Genomic DNA, 13,885 nt, shown 5'->3' with positions numbered 1-13,885 from the left:
CGAGTGAATCGGACACGTTCTCAACCCTGTCTTTCGGCTGGTTCCCGGATCAGGCGCTCGCGTCGGCGGTGCGCCGGCGCCGGGAGGACCGGGGAGCCGTCTCTTCGTCCGCCTCGGGCTCTTCCTCGGCCTCGTCGTAGGACTCCTCGTCCTCCGGCTCGTCGGCCTCGGCCTCGTACTCCTCGGCGTCCTCGGGCTCGACGTCGTCGTCGGCCTCGTCGAGGTACTCCTCCTCGCCGTCCTCGGCGGGCTCTTCGTCCTCGGCGGCCTCGTCGGTGAACTCGTCGTCCTCGAGGTCGTCCTCGTCGGAGTCGGCGTCGGCGTCGGCCGCGTCGGTGGGCTCGCCCTCGTCGCCCTCTTCCTCGGCGCGGGGCTCGTCCTGCTCCTCCTCGCCCTGTTCCGCCTCTTCCTGCTCGATGGCGTCCTCATGGCTGACGACCACGTCACCGTCGCGGATCTCGCCGCGCCAGCCGTCGGTCGCCTCGCCGCGCATCATGATGAACTTGCGGTAGAGCTTGAGGTCGAGCCGGGCCCGGCGGCCCTGGGCGCGCCAGATGTTGCCCGTCTTCTCGAACAGCCCCTTGGGGAAGTACTCGAGGACCAGCAGCACCTTGGTGAGGTTGTCGGTGATCGCGTGGAAGGTGACGACACCCTTGACGGTGCCCTTGGCCCCTTCCGTCGTCCAGGTGATCCGCTCGTCCGGCACCTGCTCGGTGACGTTCGCCTTCCAGCTCCGGGTGGACTTGGCGACCTTCACCTTCCAGTTGCTGGTGGTGTCGTCCGCCTTCTCCACGCTCACCACGCCCTTGGCGAAGGTGGAGAACTCCTGGAACTGGGTCCACTGGTCGTACGCCTCGCGCACCGGCACGCCGACTTCGATGTCCTCGACGATGGTCACGCTCTTGGACTTGCCGCCACCGGACTTGCGTCCCTTGCCGAACAGACCCTTGACCTTGTCCTTCACGGTGTCCTTCAGGTGGGAGGCGCCCGCCGACATGGCCGCCTGCGCCGGTGACTTGCCGTCGGCGAGCGCCTGCCCGCCCTTGGCGAGGCTCTTGAGCGGGCCGCCCTCGCCCGGCGTGCCGAGCTTGGTGACGCTCTCGCCGAGCTTGTGACCGAGCTGGCTGACGGTGTGCTCGGCGCGGGCGCGCAGATAGTTGCCCAGCGCTTCCTTCAGGCGGTCGGTCGACTCGTTGTGGACGACCTCGTCCTTGGCCTTGCTCAGTGCGGAATCAGCCATTGCCGTTACCGCCGCTCTTGCGCGTGGCGGAGGAGGCCCGCTTCTTGGCGGCCCCGCCGCTGCGGGAGGCGGCCGACTTCGCGGCGCCGGTGCTCTTGCGGGCAGCCGCGGTCTTGCGGCGCGTGCCCCCCGAGGCGGAGGAGCGCTGCTGCTTGGCGGGCTTCTCCTCCTCGTCGCCCTCCTCGTCCTCGGCCTCGTCGTCCTGTGGGCCGTCCAGCGCCTTGGTGCGCTGGGAGATGGAGTCGGCGAGCGAGTCGGCGAGGCCGGTGGCGCGCTTGGTCAGCGCCTCGGTCGCCGCGGCCTTCGTGGTCTCCACCAGCTCCTTGCGGACCTGGGCGTTGAGACCGGCGAGGGCGGGCGACTCGGCGATCAGCGTGCCGATGCGGCGCGGGTCGAGGTCGAGCTTCTTGCCGGCCAGGAACATGCCCAGGCCGATGGCCATCTTGGCCTTCTTGGTCCGCCCCAGTACATATCCGCCCACCAGGGCGGCGGCTATCTTGGCGTTCTTCGTCATTCGTTGAGTACCTCAGTCTCTGCGGGTTGTCGTGTGCGCGGTCTGGTCAGCGACCTCCTCCGTTCCCTCGCCGGTGGGCGTCGATCTCGTCCAGCCTGTCGAGCAGTTCGTCCTCGCGGCGGTCGTACTCCTCGTCGGAGATCTGGCCGCTGGTCAACGCCCGTTCGAGTTCGGCCAGTTCGCGCCGGACGGGTTCCGGGTCGTAGTACTCCTCCTCCGCGGCGGTCAGCACCTGGTCGATGACCCAGAGCGAGCCGCGCACGGGGGCGAGGGGAAAGGTCACGATGCCGGTGATGAGTCCCATTCCGGTGCTCCCTTCCGTCGTCGGCCGGGCGAGTGTGATCAGACGAAGCTGTACGGCGGCAGCGGCCCGGTGAGGGTGAAGGTGTACGCGTCCCCGCGCTGGTCCGACTCGCGCTCCACGGCCTGGACGAAGCTCTCCACCCCGTCCTCGGGGACGAGGAAGGACACGTTCAGGAAGTGCGTCGAGCTGGGTTCCCCCGCCGACAGACGGGTCGCCGCGGGCGCGAGCCGCTGGGAGAGCTCCTCGGCCTCCGCGCTGCTGCGGGCGGACACCTCGCGGGAGATCAGCTCACCGAGCGCGACCCGCTCGTCGTGCCCGCCGGACTGGTTCCGCGTGCGCTCGCGCAGCTCACGGACCTGCTCGGACTCGGCCACGATCTCGCGCAGCAGGTCGTCCTCCTCGCGGGAGACCTTGAGGTGGTACTCGACGTGGCCGTCCAGCTCCTCCAGGCGGGCGCGGTAGCGGTCGCTCTCGGCGTCGAGCGCGCTCGCCACCTGCTCGTCGTCGGGGGCGAGCAGTCCGAAGCGCATGGGGAGAGTGGCGCCGTCGCCCATCAGGACCTCCAGCACGCGCTGGTGGGCCTGCACATCGCGGCGCTTGGCCCGCAGGCCTTCCGGCGCATCGCTGACGACGGCGGTGAGGTCGCCGGTGCGGACGGTGCGCAGCGGTGCCGGGGTCTCGCCGACGCCGAAGACCTCTTCCAGGTGCAGCGGATGGTCGGCTCCGGTGATGCCGTAGACGTAGGTGGGCACGGATTACTCCCCGCGGTTCTGGCTGGACTGCCGGCTGGACGTGGACTTGCGCGCCGCGCGCTTACGGGGCTGCGGCTCCTCCTCCTCGGAGTCGTCGCGCTTGCTACCGAGCGACTCGGTGAACGCCTCGACGGCTCCGGTCAGTGCTCCTTTTGACTTTCCTTTCGCCCCGCTCTCCGTCATGTCGCCGACGAGGTCGGTGAGCTGGCTCGGCGCCTTGCGGCCGGCCTCCAGGTCGAGGCGGTTGCACGCCTCGGCGAAGCGCAGGTAGGTGTCGACGCTGGCGACGACCACCCGGACGTCGATCTTGAGTATCTCGATGCCGACGAGGGAGACGCGCACGAACGCGTCGATCACGAGCCCTCGGTCCAGGATGAGTTCCAGGACGTCGTAGAGATTGCCTCCACCGCCGCCGCTTCCGCCGGACTGGGTGCTGGACTGCTGTACGAGTGCCATGCTGACTTCTTTCCGTTGATCCGTTCAGGGCGCCGCGCGCTCGATCCGCTGCGGCCGCCCTCTGATTCAGCGGCGGTCGATCTGACCCCGGGCGTATCGGCGTACGCGCTCGTAGGCCATGAGCCGTCCCTGCTTGTCGAGTTCGACGCGGTAGGAGGCCATGACACTCATCGTGTCCGGCACCTTCTCGACCTCGACGACCTCGACGTCCGCCATCCAGCCGTCGTCGGTGGCCTTCACGGCCGAGACCGCGCTCACCTCACGCTGGAGCAGTCCGGCGAGCTGTGCGCCCGCCTGCCGCATCACGGTCGGCAGGTCCATGCGCTCGTCCGAATCCTGACCGCTCTTCTCGCTCTTGCTGTCTGTTCTGTCCACGATCCCCTCCCCTGAACGGGAGTCTTCGAGGAGGTCCTTCACCTGTCCTCTACGCCTTCCGCTTCGGTTGCCCGTGGGTCTCGCACATATGCGTGAGCGATCGAATCGAACGGCGGTGCTACTGGAGGGGAGCAGTTCAGGACGTGGCGAGGGACGCCAAGAAGCCGTCCAGCAAGGTGACTTGGGCGTCCTCAGGGAATCGGCCCGGATCGAAAAGAGCCTGCACGACGAGGCCGTGCGTGAACGCAACGGCGGTCGCGGCGAGTTGTTCCGGGTTCGCGTGCGCGGAAAGTTCGCCCAGCTCGCGCGCTGCTTCCAGGTGGGGGCGGAGCGAGGCCCGCAGCCGGGTGTACCGGTCCGCCTGCTGGGCGGCCAGCCCGTCGTCGGCGAGCGACAGGTCCCAGGAACTCACCCAGACCCGGTTGCGGGCGGTGTCCCCCGGTGTCAGCGGCAGGATGTCGAGCAGCATCGCCCGTACGGTGGCCAGGCCCGGTGCGGGGCGTTCGCGGCGCGGGCGCCCGGCGGTCCGGGTCTCCAGCAGGTCCAGGGCGTGGGTGATCAGGGCCCGCTTCGTCGGGAAGTAATGCATCAGCATCCCGGTGGAGACCCCCATCGCGGCGGCGACCGCCCGCAGGGTCAGCCCGCCGAACCCCTTGTCCGCGAGCACCTGCCACACGGCCCGGCTCACGTCCTCCCGACGGGCGTCATGATCTCCGGGCGCGGGCGGCATGCTGCTACCTTACGTACCGAACGCTTGTTACGTACTCCCCGCCCGGAGGTCACCGTGCACGAACGTGTACTGCGGGTCAGCGAGGCCCTGCGGGAACTCGGCAGCGACGCCGAAGTGGTCGAACTCCCCGACCCGGCGCCCACCGCGGCCACCGCGGCGGCCCAGGTCGGCTGCCCGGTGGGGGCGATCGCCAACAGCCTGGTCTTCTCCGTCGGCGGCGACCCGCTGCTCGTCCTCACCAGCGGTGCCCACCGCGTGGACACCCGGCGTCTCGCCGGTCTGCTGGGCGTGGCCCGCAAGCGAATCCGGCGCGCGGACCCGGCCTTCGTCCTCACGGCCACCGGCCAGGAGGTGGGCGGCGTGGCCCCGGTCGGCCATCCGCGGCCCGTACGCACCCTGATCGACGCGACCCTGGCCGAGCACGAGCACCTCTGGGCGGGCGCCGGAATGCCGCACACGGTGTTCCGGACGACCTTCCCGGAGCTGGTACGGATCACCGGCGGGGAGCCGGCCGAGGTCGCCGAGGCGTAGGTACGCCTCACTCCTCGATGACGGCCACCACGTCGAGTCCCGCGTTGCGGAGGATGCGCTGGACGGTCCGGCGGGGGCCGCGGATGGTGAGTTCGGCGGGTTCCGGCCGCAGGGTGGCTCCGCGCAGGAGGGCGAAGGCGCAGGCCAGGTCGATGCGGGTCACCCGGCTCATGTCGACGGTCCAGGCGGTGGCCGTGTGGAGTGGCGGGGAGCCGAGGACCTCCTCCAGATCACGCAGGGCTTCGGCGCCGATGTCCCCGGCCAGGATCAGCTCGGGCAGCCGGACGTCGGCGGCCGAGACCGTCAGGACAGGCCCGATGGGCGGCTCGAAGGGCGGTTCGGCTGCCATGGGGACCTCCTTCGCAGCGGGAGGCGGAACACTGCTCTGCCTCCCATGGTCCCTCAGCCCACCGGGTCCGTACACACGGCCGCCACATCATCGGTAGCGCTTCTTCACCCGCGCCACGCGTCCCCGTCACCACGGTGTGAGAACCGTCGCGCCCGAGAGGCTGAAATTTGCGTCCGACCTGCGGTGACGTGTTGGGGTGGCGTGATGCGCTCCTCCACTCGCATGGCGTCCCACCGCTCGACGAACGCCCAGGATCACGCCGTAGCCGGCGGCCCGTCCGCGGGCTGGACCGACCCTGGCGGGCAGCCTTCCGGTCGCCGCGGGCGCGGGCGGAGGCGCACCCGGCGGTTCAAGAATCTGCGGCGCCTGGTGAAGGCCGGGATCGCGGTCGCCGTGGCGCTGGCCTTCCTGGTACTGGGCGACCGGTTCGCGGTGCTGTTCGCGGAGCGCGAGACCGAGGACCAGTTGCAGAAGTCGCTGCGTCTGGAGGCGGCGCCGCAGGTCGAGATCGACGGCTTCCCGTTCCTGACCCAGGTGCTGGACAAGCGGATCGACACCGCGCACGTCACGGTCCCCGACCTCGCCGCCGACCGGGTGTCGCTGGCGCGGGTCCATGCCACCGCCCACGACGTACGGCTCGACGGCGAACTCCCCTCCCGCCTCAAGGGCGGCACCGTGCACTCCGTCGACGGCGACGTACTGCTCTCCTTCGAGGACCTCGACCGTGAACTGGGCGCGTCCCAGGTGCAGTTCAGCAAGCTGGGGCCTGGCGCGATCAAGGCGGACGGGCAGGTGCCGATCGGCGGGCAGCGGCTCGGGCTGCACGCGCAGGCGCGCATCGGGCGGTCCGGCGACCGCGGGGTCTCGACCGGCATCAGCCGGATGCGGCTCGACATCGGGGACGTGGCCGTCTTCCGGCCCGGCCGGAACGGAGGGCTCCGGCTCACGCCGAAGGCGGCGCGCGCGGTGGCGGAGCGGCGGGACAAAGTGCGCGCCATGCTGGCCGTGCCGGTGATCGCGGAGCGTGCCGGGATCGACCGGTCGCAGCTCCGCGATGCCATGCGCAGCGAGCCGGCCCTGGAGCGGCTCACCGGCACGCCGGGGTTCGTGGCCAAGCTGATGAAGGTCAACCTGTTCGACGTGGCCGCCGACCAGCCCGACCTGCCGGCCAAGCTCGGCGTCGATCCCCGGCTGATGGGTGCGGTCCGGGGTGTCACCGAGCCGCAGCTCGCGGATCGGCTCAATCTGTCCTTCGAGCTGCCGAGGACGCCCGGTGACATCCGTATCCAGCGCGTCACGGTGGAGCGGGACGGTATCCGGGCCCACCTCAGCGGCGGTGCGCTGGCGTTCGGCGACACGTCGAAGGCGCGGGCGGCGGGCGGACGCTGAAGTCAGGCGTCCGGCGCCTTGTCCGGCAGGTAGCTCGCCAGGCCCCGCAGGATGATCTCCAGGCCGATGTCGAACCGCTCGTCGGAGGAGTCGGACACCATCACGTCCGCGAGTGCGCGCAGGTGGGGGAAGTCCGCCGGGGGCAGGGAGGCGAAGTAGTTCTGCATCTCGCCGGCCATCTCGCGCCAGTCGGGGCGGGCCAGTGAGGAGTCGCCGTCGTCCGGCCGGGCGGCGGCCCGGTCCTGCCACATGCCCTCCTCCAGCACGAAGCCGTCGATGTAGGTGGAGATGAGGTCACCTGCCTCCGCCGCGATCCGGTCCGGCAGCCCGGCCGTGCGGAATATGGCGAGCAGCCCCTCCACGTGCGGCAGGAGTTCGGCCGTGAAGGGGACGTGGGCCATGGAGATCCGGGCGACGTCCCGGTGGGAGAGCAGGCGCTTGCGTCCCGCGTGCGCGTAGTCCCGGATCTGCTCGCGCCACCGCTCGGGGTCGGGCGCGGGCATCGTGAAGCCGTCGAAGAGCCGGGTGTACATCAGCTCCAGCAGGTCGTCCTTGGAGCTGACATAGGCGTAGAGCGCGGAGACGGTGACGCCCAGTTCGGCCGCCACCTGGCGCATGGAAAGCCCGTCGAGCCCCTGGCGGTCCAGCACGGTGAAGGCGGCCTCGACGATCCGCTCGCGCGACAGGGGGGTGCGCTGGGGTGCCGTCTGCGGACGGGCGGGACGCTCGCGTTCCCAGGGGGATGGCGGAGGGGGTGCGGGGTTGCCGGCGGCCGCGTCGCTCATAGGGACAGTCTAGGCCGTCGGAGAACAGTGTTCACGGCTGGTGAGCGGTGTGAGCGCCGGGCGCGCGTTTCCTGGAGCAGTTTCCACAGGGCACCCCGCGGCAGTGAACACGCGATATATCTTGTTCTCGGCGCTCCCCTTGCGCTATATCTTGATGAACAGCGTTCTTTGGGTGAGCACTGTTCTGCTACGGTGAACAGTGCTCTCCGGCTACGGCCCCTTCCGCGAGGAGTTTTCGATGTCCACCACCGGTGTCGCGTCCGCCGGGACGCCCACTGACTCACCAGCGCCCTACCGGTGGCGCTGGGCTGCGCTTTTCGTGATCCTCGCGGCCGAGGTGATGGACCTCCTGGACGCGGTGGTCACGAACATCGCGGGCCCGTCCATGCGCGCCGACCTGGGCGGCGGTGCCTCCACCCTCCAGTGGCTCGCCGCCGCGTACACGCTCTCGATGGCCGTCGGCCTGCTCACCGGCGGCCGCCTCGGCGACATCCACGGCCGCCGCACCATGTTCCTGGTCGGCGCCGCCGGTTTCACCGTGGGCTCGCTGCTCTGCGCGGTCTCGGTGTCGCCCGCGATGCTGATCGGCGCCCGGGTCATACAGGGGCTCTTCGGCGCGGTGATGCTGCCGCAGGGCCTCGGCATGATCAAGGAGATGTTCCCGCCGAAGGAGTCGCAGAAGGCGTTCGGCATGTTCGGCCCGGTCATGGGCCTGTCCGCCGTCTCCGGGCCGATCCTGGCGGGCTGGCTCGTGGACGCCGACTACCTCGGCACCGGCTGGCGCATGATCTTCCTGATCAACCTGCCGCTGGGCGCCGCCGCCCTGCTGGGTGCCGTGCGCTACCTGCCGAAGACCCGTTCCGAGAGCAAGCCCCGCCTCGACATCCCCGGCATGCTCCTGGTCTCCCTGGCCGCGCTGCTCCTCATCTTCCCACTGGTCCAGGGCCGTGAGTACGACTGGCCGGTATGGACCTTCGTGATGATGGCCGCCTCGGTCGTCGTCTTCGCCGCCTTCGCGGCGTACGAGGCGCGGCGCAGCCGGGCGGGCCTGGACCCGCTGGTGGTCGTCAGCCTGTTCCGCAAGCGCGGCTTCAGCGGCGGCATGATCCTCGGCCTGGTCTTCTTCTCGGCCATGCAGGGCTTCATGCTGGTCTTCAACCTGTACACCCAGATCGGTCTCGGTTACTCGCCGCTGAAGGCGGGCCTGGTGATGGTGCCCTGGTCGGGCGGCATGATCGTCGGCTTCGGGCTCGCCCAGGCGGTCACCCGTTTCGGCCGCGCCGTGCTCCAGGGCGGCGCGCTGGTCATGGCGCTCGGCGTGTTCACGGTCTGGCTGACCCTGGACCTCGCGGGCAGCGGTGTGGGCCCCTGGCAGCTCCTGCCCTCGCTGCTGGTGACGGGTATCGGGATGGGCCTGCTGATGGCGCCCTTCTTCGACATCGTGCTGGCCAGTGTCGAGCAGCACGAGACTGGTTCGGCGTCCGGCACCATGACGGCGGTCCAGCAGCTCGGCGGCGCCTTCGGCGTGGCCATCCTCGGCACCGTCTTCTTCGGCCTGCTGGGCGGCGGCATCGCCACCGCCGTCGACCACGACTCCGACGGTCTGCGCAGGCAGCTGACCGCCGCCCATGTCGCGCCGGCCGCCCAGGACCGGGTCGTGGCGGATCTGCGGAGCTGCGCCTCGGACCGTGCGGTCGCCAAGGACCCGGCGGCGACCCCGGCCTCCTGCACCACGCTGGAGAAGGACACCCGGTCGGTCGTCACCTCGCCGCAGGACGGCGCCCGGATACCGGCCGCGCTCCAGGCCACCGCCACGTCGGCGTTCGAGGGCGGCTTCGGCTCCGTCATGAAGACCGTGCTGTGGATCGTGGACGGGATGCTCGTCCTGACGTTCCTGCTCGCCTTCCTCCTGCCGCGCCAGGCGCGCCCCGGGGAATCCGCCGGGCACTGAGCGGGCGGACGGGCCGGGCATCCCCGGCGCGGGGGTGCCCGGCCCGTCCCGTACCGGGGAGGATGAGCCCGTGCTCACTTCGTACGCAGCTCACTTCGACACACCGGCCGGGTATCTCGACTTCGCGCGGTTCGGGCCGCCGTCGCGGGACGTGGTGGACGCCACCGCACGGGCCCTGGCGGAGTCCGCCCGTGCCGACCACACCACGGTGGACGGCCTGATGCGGGCGGAGATGACCGCGCGGGACACCGCCGGCCGCCTCGCGGGAACCGACGCCCGGCACACCGTGCTGCTGCCGAACGCGTCCACCGGCCTCTTCCACGCGGCGCTCGGCATCCGGGAGGGCACGGTCCTCGTCCCGCGCAGCGACTTCCCCGCCAACCACTACCCGTGGCGCCGCACAGCGGGACTCGGCCGGGTGACGCCCCGCTGGCTCGACCCCGAGCCCGGCGGCGGAGTGACCCCGGAGCTGGTCCGGGCCGCGCTGACCGAGGACGTCGTGGCGCTGTCGGTGAGCGCGGTGGACTTCCGCACCGGGTTCCGGGCGGATCTGGCGGGGCTGCGCGAGGCGATCGGGCCGGACCGGCTGCTGGTCGTGGACGCCATTCAGGCGTTCGGCGCGGCCGAGCTGCCCTGGGACGCGGCGGACGTGGTGGTGGCCGGCGGCCAGAAGTGGCTGCGCGCCGGGTGGGCGACCGGCTTCGCCACCCTGTCCGACCGCGCGCTGGAAACCCTGGAACCAGTGCTCACCGGCTGGACGGGCGTGGCGGAGGCCGGCCTCTTCGACGGCGCGGAACACCCGCCCGCCCCGGACGCGGGCCGCTGGTCCATCACCAACCTGAGCCCGGTGACGGCAGCCGCGTTCGCGGCCGCCCTGGACCTCGTGGAGCGGCACACCGTGGGCGCGATCGAGGCCGCGATCGCGGAGCGGGCCGGTGAGCTCACCGAGGTCGTCCGGACATACGGCGGGAGGGTCCTCTCCCCCACCGACCCGGCCCGGCGCGCGGGCATCCTCTCCTTCACCGTGCCGGACCGCGACCCGGCGCTCGTGGCGAAGGCGCTGCACGCCGAGGGCGTCACGCCGACGGTGCGCGCGGACTCACTGAGGTTCTCCCCGCACGCCTCGACCCCGCCCGAGGTGTGCGCCCAGGTCACCGCCGCCCTGTCGGCCCTCGGGGACTGACCGGGCCGGCAGGGCCGTGCCATGATTCCTACTCGGCAGTAGCTACATTCCCGGTAGGAGGCAGCGCAGTGGCCCGTGTGCTGAGTGTCAGCGACAGCATCGTCATCGACGTCTCGCCGGACGCCGCCTACCGGGCGGTGAGCGACCCTGGTGCCATGGGCCGCTGGAGCCCGGAGAACCTGGGCACCACCCCCGGCTCGGCGGCGGGGCCGGCCGAGGTGGGCACCAGCTTCGTCGGACGGAACAAGCGCGGACGCTTCCGCTGGGTGACCCGGTGCACGGTCACGGCGGCCGAGCCGGGCCGCCGCTTCGCCTTCCGGGTCCACGCCATCGGCGTCGGCCGCCCGCGCCTGCGCGGCCCGATCGCCACCTGGGAGTACCGCTTCGAGCCGGAGGGCGAGGGCACCCGCGTCACCGAGACCTGGACCGACGACCGCCGCACCTGGCCCGACTTCGTGGCCGGCGTCTTCGACCGGATCGTCACCTCGGGCAGCACCTTCCCCGACTTCCAGACCCGCAACATCCGCAGGACCCTGGCCAACCTCAAGCGGGAGCTGGAGCGGCAGCACGCGGCGTGAGCCGTCAGCGGCGGTGGTGGGAGTGGTTCTCCGGGTTGTCCTCCGGGGTCTGCCAGCCGACGCCCGACTGGTCCTGCGGGCCACGGCGGGTGTCGGCGCCGGGCGGCTGCGTGGACATGCGGCGCGAGCGCGCCCGTCGGCTGCCCAGCAGGAATCCGCCCAGCAGGATCACGGCGACGATCACGCCCACGGCTAGGAGCCAGAGTGCGGTCCTGCTGGACGCGGCGAGGAATTCAGCAGCGATGTTCATGCAGGGCGGTTACCCCCGCGCACGCGGAGAATCCCTCTTCACCGGCCCCGTCAGCCTCCTCCGCGTCCGCGCTGCACCGAACGGAGCACCACTGCCGGGACGGCCTGCACGGCAACACGTCCACATGCCCTTCCAGTCGTGTGAATAACTTGGCAATCGTGTGCGTGTATTCGCTGGTCAGGGGCAATCGGCGGTCAGGAGGTTACAACAATGGTTCCTTTGCTTCTGGTTCTTCTGCTGGCTCTCATCCTCTTCGGCGCGGGCTTCGCCCTGAAGGCGCTGTGGTGGATCGCGGTGATCGTCCTGGTCGTGTGGCTGGTCGGTTTCTTCGTGCGCCCCGCGGGCAGCGGTGGCCGTCGTGGCCGCTGGTACCGCTGGTAGGCGGAACGCACGCGCGCACCGCGGGACATGACGAGGGGCCCGGCCTTCCCACGGCCGGGCCCCTCGTCGTGCCCGGGGAGAGTCAGCGGGCGGTGAGCCGCGTCTCCGGCTCCTCGTTGCGCAGCCAGATGGTGCGCTGCGGGAAGGGAATGTCGATGCCGGCCGCGTCCAGCGCGTCCTTCACACGGCGGCGCAGCTCGCGGGTGACGCCCCACTGCTGGAGCGGGATCGTCTTCACGGCGAGGCGGACGACGACACCGTCCGCGTCCAGCGACTGCACACCCCACACGCTGGGGTCCTCCAGCAGTACGGCGGAGAAGGCCGGGTCCTGGCGCAGGCTGCGGCCGGCGTCCTCCAGCACCTGGTAGACGGTGTCGAGATTGGCGTCGTAGGCGACGGCGACGTCCAGGACGGCACGGGCCCAGTCCTGGCTGTCGTTGCGGACGCGGAGGACCTCGCCGTTGCGGATGTGCCACAGGCCGCCGTTGAGGTCACGGACGTGGGTGAGGCGCAGGCCGATGCGCTCGACCTCGCCGACGGCCTCGCCGAGGTCGACGGTGTCACCGACGCCGTACTGGTCCTCGACCATGATGAGCAGGCCGGAGAGGTAGTCGGCGACCAGGCTCTGCGCGCCGAAACCGATGGCGAGGCCGACCACTCCGGCACTGGCCAGCAGCGGCCCGAGGGCGATGCCGACCTGGTCGAGGATCATGGCCGTACCAAGCAGGGCCAGAACGATGGTGACGCCGCTGCTGAGCACCGAGCCGATGGTGCGGGCGCGCTGTTCGCGGCGCTGGGAGGAGCGGGTGCGGTCGCGCAGCAGGACGGCGGCCCCGCGCCCGACGCGGCGCGGCGGGCGGGACTCGTGGTCGTCGCCGGAGGGCTGCAGGATGTGCTGGACGACGCGGGTGATGGCGCGCTTGGCCACCCAGCGGATCACCGCCAGGACGACGACGATCAGGGCGATGCGCAAGGGGACCTCGACGAGTGCCGTGGTGTGCGCCTCCAGCCAGTTCGGCCAGGACGCGGCGAGATGCACGGCTCCGGACGCGCTGGGCGGTGGGGAAAGGTGCGGTGTCGGCACGACTACTCCGTATTCGACGACTTTCGGACTTGTCGGCCGCGTCTACCCTCGAACAAGTAAGACATGATCATCTGAGCTGCCCAGTTGGACCGGGTCCCCGGACACGCGTTGCCGGTACCGCCCCTTAAGGTGTCGTGTGCCCGTTCCTGGCCGGGCGTTCCTCGGGACCGCCGTCTTCCGGCCCGCCGACGGTCCGGCCACGGCAGGTGACCGTCACCCGTCCCGTCGCTCCCCCCACCCCCGGCGACCCACTGGAAAGAGCAGCCTCCGCCATGTTCACCGACACCCCCATCTTCAGCCGTCTCGTCGCCGAGCGCGGTGACGTCCCCGCCGAGGTGCGGGGCGAAGCCGACCGCATACACCGCGACCTGGCACGGGTGATGCCCCCGGGCACCGGTCTGCCCGGCGCCGGGTCGCACACGCCCGGCCCGATGGGACCGCCCCTCGGCCGCTGACCCTGTCACGCCCCTCTGCGCAGGCGCACCAGCGCGCTCGCGCAGTCGCCGTCCGGCAGGTCGGGGACGGGCAGACCGAAGCCCGTGAGGGTCGCCCCCGACCACCCCGAGACCGGCCGCCCGCCGGGCCAGCCTCAGCTGGCCCTCCTCGGTGGTCTCGAACCCCGTCGCCTCCCAGGAGTTGTAGAGGACGGGCCGCAACTCATCTGGCCGGGGCAGGACATGACGCCGGACGTAGCTGTGGAAGGCGCGGCCGACGGCACCGAAGCCGCCTGTGGCGTGCATGGCGCCGCTGACCGGCGTGACGTGCCGTCGGCCGGGGGCCAGGGCGATCCCGGCAGCCCCCTCGCGCCCCTCCCCCAGCACCACGCCCACCTCCCCGCCCACCGTGCGCCGCACGGTGAGACGCCAACTGCCGCTCGACGAAGCCCAGCCCGGCGATGACCGCCTCGACGGCCGTACGGGTCTCGGGGTGACGGCGCGCTTGCCCGACAGCACGTACGACACCGTGGCGGAGGAGACTCCGGCCGCACGGGCGACGTCCGCCACGGTGACCCGCTCCCGCACCACTTCCACCC

18 protein-coding genes and 1 pseudogene are annotated in these 13,885 nt (G+C 71.3%); 7 read left to right on the top strand and 12 right to left on the bottom strand.

The features are described 5' to 3' along the window. Positions 1-49: 49 nt before the first annotated feature. The 7 genes from E5082_RS22600 to E5082_RS22570 all read right to left on the bottom strand — a co-directional run bounded on the left by E5082_RS22600 (position 50) and on the right by E5082_RS22570 (position 4,371). Positions 50-1,240: an SRPBCC family protein gene (locus E5082_RS22600; protein ID WP_135793070.1), complete on the bottom strand. Its 1,191-nt coding sequence runs from the start codon at positions 1,238-1,240 to the stop codon at positions 50-52. Further along, entirely contained in the window at positions 1,233-1,754 is a 522-nt protein-coding gene (locus E5082_RS22595) for a hypothetical protein (RefSeq protein WP_135793069.1), read from the bottom strand. Before E5082_RS22595 ends, E5082_RS22600 begins: the two co-directional genes overlap by 8 nt. A gap of 46 nt (positions 1,755-1,800) precedes the next feature. Further along, positions 1,801-2,058: a gas vesicle protein GvpG gene (locus E5082_RS22590; protein WP_135793068.1), complete on the bottom strand. Its 258-nt coding sequence runs from the start codon at positions 2,056-2,058 to the stop codon at positions 1,801-1,803. 38 nt (positions 2,059-2,096) lie between these two features. Then, entirely contained in the window at positions 2,097-2,810 is a 714-nt protein-coding gene (locus tag E5082_RS22585; RefSeq protein ID WP_135793067.1) for a GvpL/GvpF family gas vesicle protein, read from the bottom strand. A gap of 3 nt (positions 2,811-2,813) precedes the next feature. Continuing rightward, positions 2,814-3,266, bottom strand: coding sequence for a gas vesicle structural protein GvpA (locus E5082_RS22580; RefSeq protein ID WP_086695747.1), 453 nt, complete (start codon positions 3,264-3,266; stop codon positions 2,814-2,816). A gap of 66 nt (positions 3,267-3,332) precedes the next feature. Next, a complete protein-coding gene (locus tag E5082_RS22575; protein ID WP_229918708.1) occupies positions 3,333-3,641 on the bottom strand; it encodes a gas vesicle protein GvpO in 309 nt (102 codons plus the stop codon). A 136-nt stretch (positions 3,642-3,777) separates the two neighbouring features. After that, the gene (locus E5082_RS22570; RefSeq protein ID WP_135793066.1) at positions 3,778-4,371 is read right to left on the bottom strand and encodes a TetR/AcrR family transcriptional regulator; all 594 of its coding nucleotides are present in this window, start codon (positions 4,369-4,371) and stop codon (positions 3,778-3,780) included. A gap of 54 nt (positions 4,372-4,425) precedes the next feature. Between E5082_RS22570 and E5082_RS22565 the strand changes: the two genes are divergently transcribed. Further along, positions 4,426-4,902, top strand: coding sequence for a YbaK/EbsC family protein (locus E5082_RS22565; protein ID WP_229918707.1), 477 nt, complete (start codon positions 4,426-4,428; stop codon positions 4,900-4,902). Between the two features lie 7 nt (positions 4,903-4,909). Here the strand turns inward: E5082_RS22565 and E5082_RS22560 are convergent, their stop codons facing one another. Then, positions 4,910-5,251, bottom strand: a complete 342-nt coding sequence (locus E5082_RS22560; RefSeq protein WP_135793064.1) for an STAS domain-containing protein — start codon at positions 5,249-5,251, stop codon at positions 4,910-4,912. 369 nt (positions 5,252-5,620) lie between these two features. Between E5082_RS22560 and E5082_RS22555 the strand changes: the two genes are divergently transcribed. Next, positions 5,621-6,640 (top strand): LmeA family phospholipid-binding protein, encoded by a 1,020-nt coding sequence (locus E5082_RS22555; RefSeq protein WP_167514120.1) that lies wholly within the window; start codon positions 5,621-5,623, stop codon positions 6,638-6,640. 2 nt (positions 6,641-6,642) lie between these two features. On the opposite strand, the gene E5082_RS22550 is transcribed toward E5082_RS22555, so the two are convergent. Further along, positions 6,643-7,425, bottom strand: coding sequence for a TetR/AcrR family transcriptional regulator (locus tag E5082_RS22550; RefSeq protein WP_135793062.1), 783 nt, complete (start codon positions 7,423-7,425; stop codon positions 6,643-6,645). Between the two features lie 238 nt (positions 7,426-7,663). Here E5082_RS22550 and E5082_RS22545 point away from each other — a divergent pair, with 238 nt between their 5' ends. The 3 genes from E5082_RS22545 (at position 7,664) to E5082_RS22535 (ending at position 11,137) form a co-directional block, all read left to right on the top strand. Beyond that, on the top strand, positions 7,664-9,376 hold the full coding sequence (locus tag E5082_RS22545) for an MFS transporter (RefSeq protein WP_135793061.1): 1,713 nt from the start codon (positions 7,664-7,666) through the stop codon (positions 9,374-9,376). Between the two features lie 70 nt (positions 9,377-9,446). Next, positions 9,447-10,559, top strand: a complete 1,113-nt coding sequence (locus tag E5082_RS22540; protein WP_135793060.1) for an aminotransferase class V-fold PLP-dependent enzyme — start codon at positions 9,447-9,449, stop codon at positions 10,557-10,559. Positions 10,560-10,627: 68 nt separating this feature from the next. Continuing rightward, positions 10,628-11,137: an SRPBCC family protein gene (locus tag E5082_RS22535; protein WP_135793059.1), complete on the top strand. Its 510-nt coding sequence runs from the start codon at positions 10,628-10,630 to the stop codon at positions 11,135-11,137. A 4-nt stretch (positions 11,138-11,141) separates the two neighbouring features. Here the strand turns inward: E5082_RS22535 and E5082_RS22530 are convergent, their stop codons facing one another. After that, positions 11,142-11,387 carry a DUF6479 family protein gene (locus E5082_RS22530; protein ID WP_135793058.1) on the bottom strand — a complete coding sequence of 82 codons (246 nt, stop codon included), beginning with the start codon at positions 11,385-11,387 and terminating at the stop codon, positions 11,142-11,144. Positions 11,388-11,597: 210 nt separating this feature from the next. Here E5082_RS22530 and E5082_RS22525 point away from each other — a divergent pair, with 210 nt between their 5' ends. Next, positions 11,598-11,768 carry a DUF5670 family protein gene (locus E5082_RS22525; RefSeq protein WP_030805655.1) on the top strand — a complete coding sequence of 57 codons (171 nt, stop codon included), beginning with the start codon at positions 11,598-11,600 and terminating at the stop codon, positions 11,766-11,768. Positions 11,769-11,850: 82 nt separating this feature from the next. Here E5082_RS22525 and E5082_RS22520 read toward each other — a convergent pair whose 3' ends face one another. Continuing rightward, positions 11,851-12,852: a mechanosensitive ion channel family protein gene (locus tag E5082_RS22520; RefSeq protein ID WP_190045208.1), complete on the bottom strand. Its 1,002-nt coding sequence runs from the start codon at positions 12,850-12,852 to the stop codon at positions 11,851-11,853. Positions 12,853-13,124: 272 nt separating this feature from the next. On the opposite strand from E5082_RS22520, the gene E5082_RS22515 reads away from it, so the two are divergent. Beyond that, positions 13,125-13,307 (top strand): hypothetical protein, encoded by a 183-nt coding sequence (locus E5082_RS22515; RefSeq protein ID WP_135793057.1) that lies wholly within the window; start codon positions 13,125-13,127, stop codon positions 13,305-13,307. Positions 13,308-13,421: 114 nt separating this feature from the next. Here E5082_RS22515 and E5082_RS33755 read toward each other — a convergent pair. After that, positions 13,422-13,856 (bottom strand): annotated as a pseudogene (locus E5082_RS33755) (LacI family DNA-binding transcriptional regulator); the annotation flags it as partial. Between the last annotated feature and the right edge of the window lie 29 nt (positions 13,857-13,885).

The sequence above is a fragment of the Streptomyces griseoluteus genome, from assembly GCF_004784465.1.
Taxonomy (GTDB): Bacteria; Actinomycetota; Actinomycetes; order Streptomycetales; family Streptomycetaceae; genus Streptomyces; species Streptomyces griseoluteus.
The sequence above is the reverse complement of the archived record's forward strand: the minus strand, read 5'-3'. Positions and strand labels throughout refer to the sequence as shown.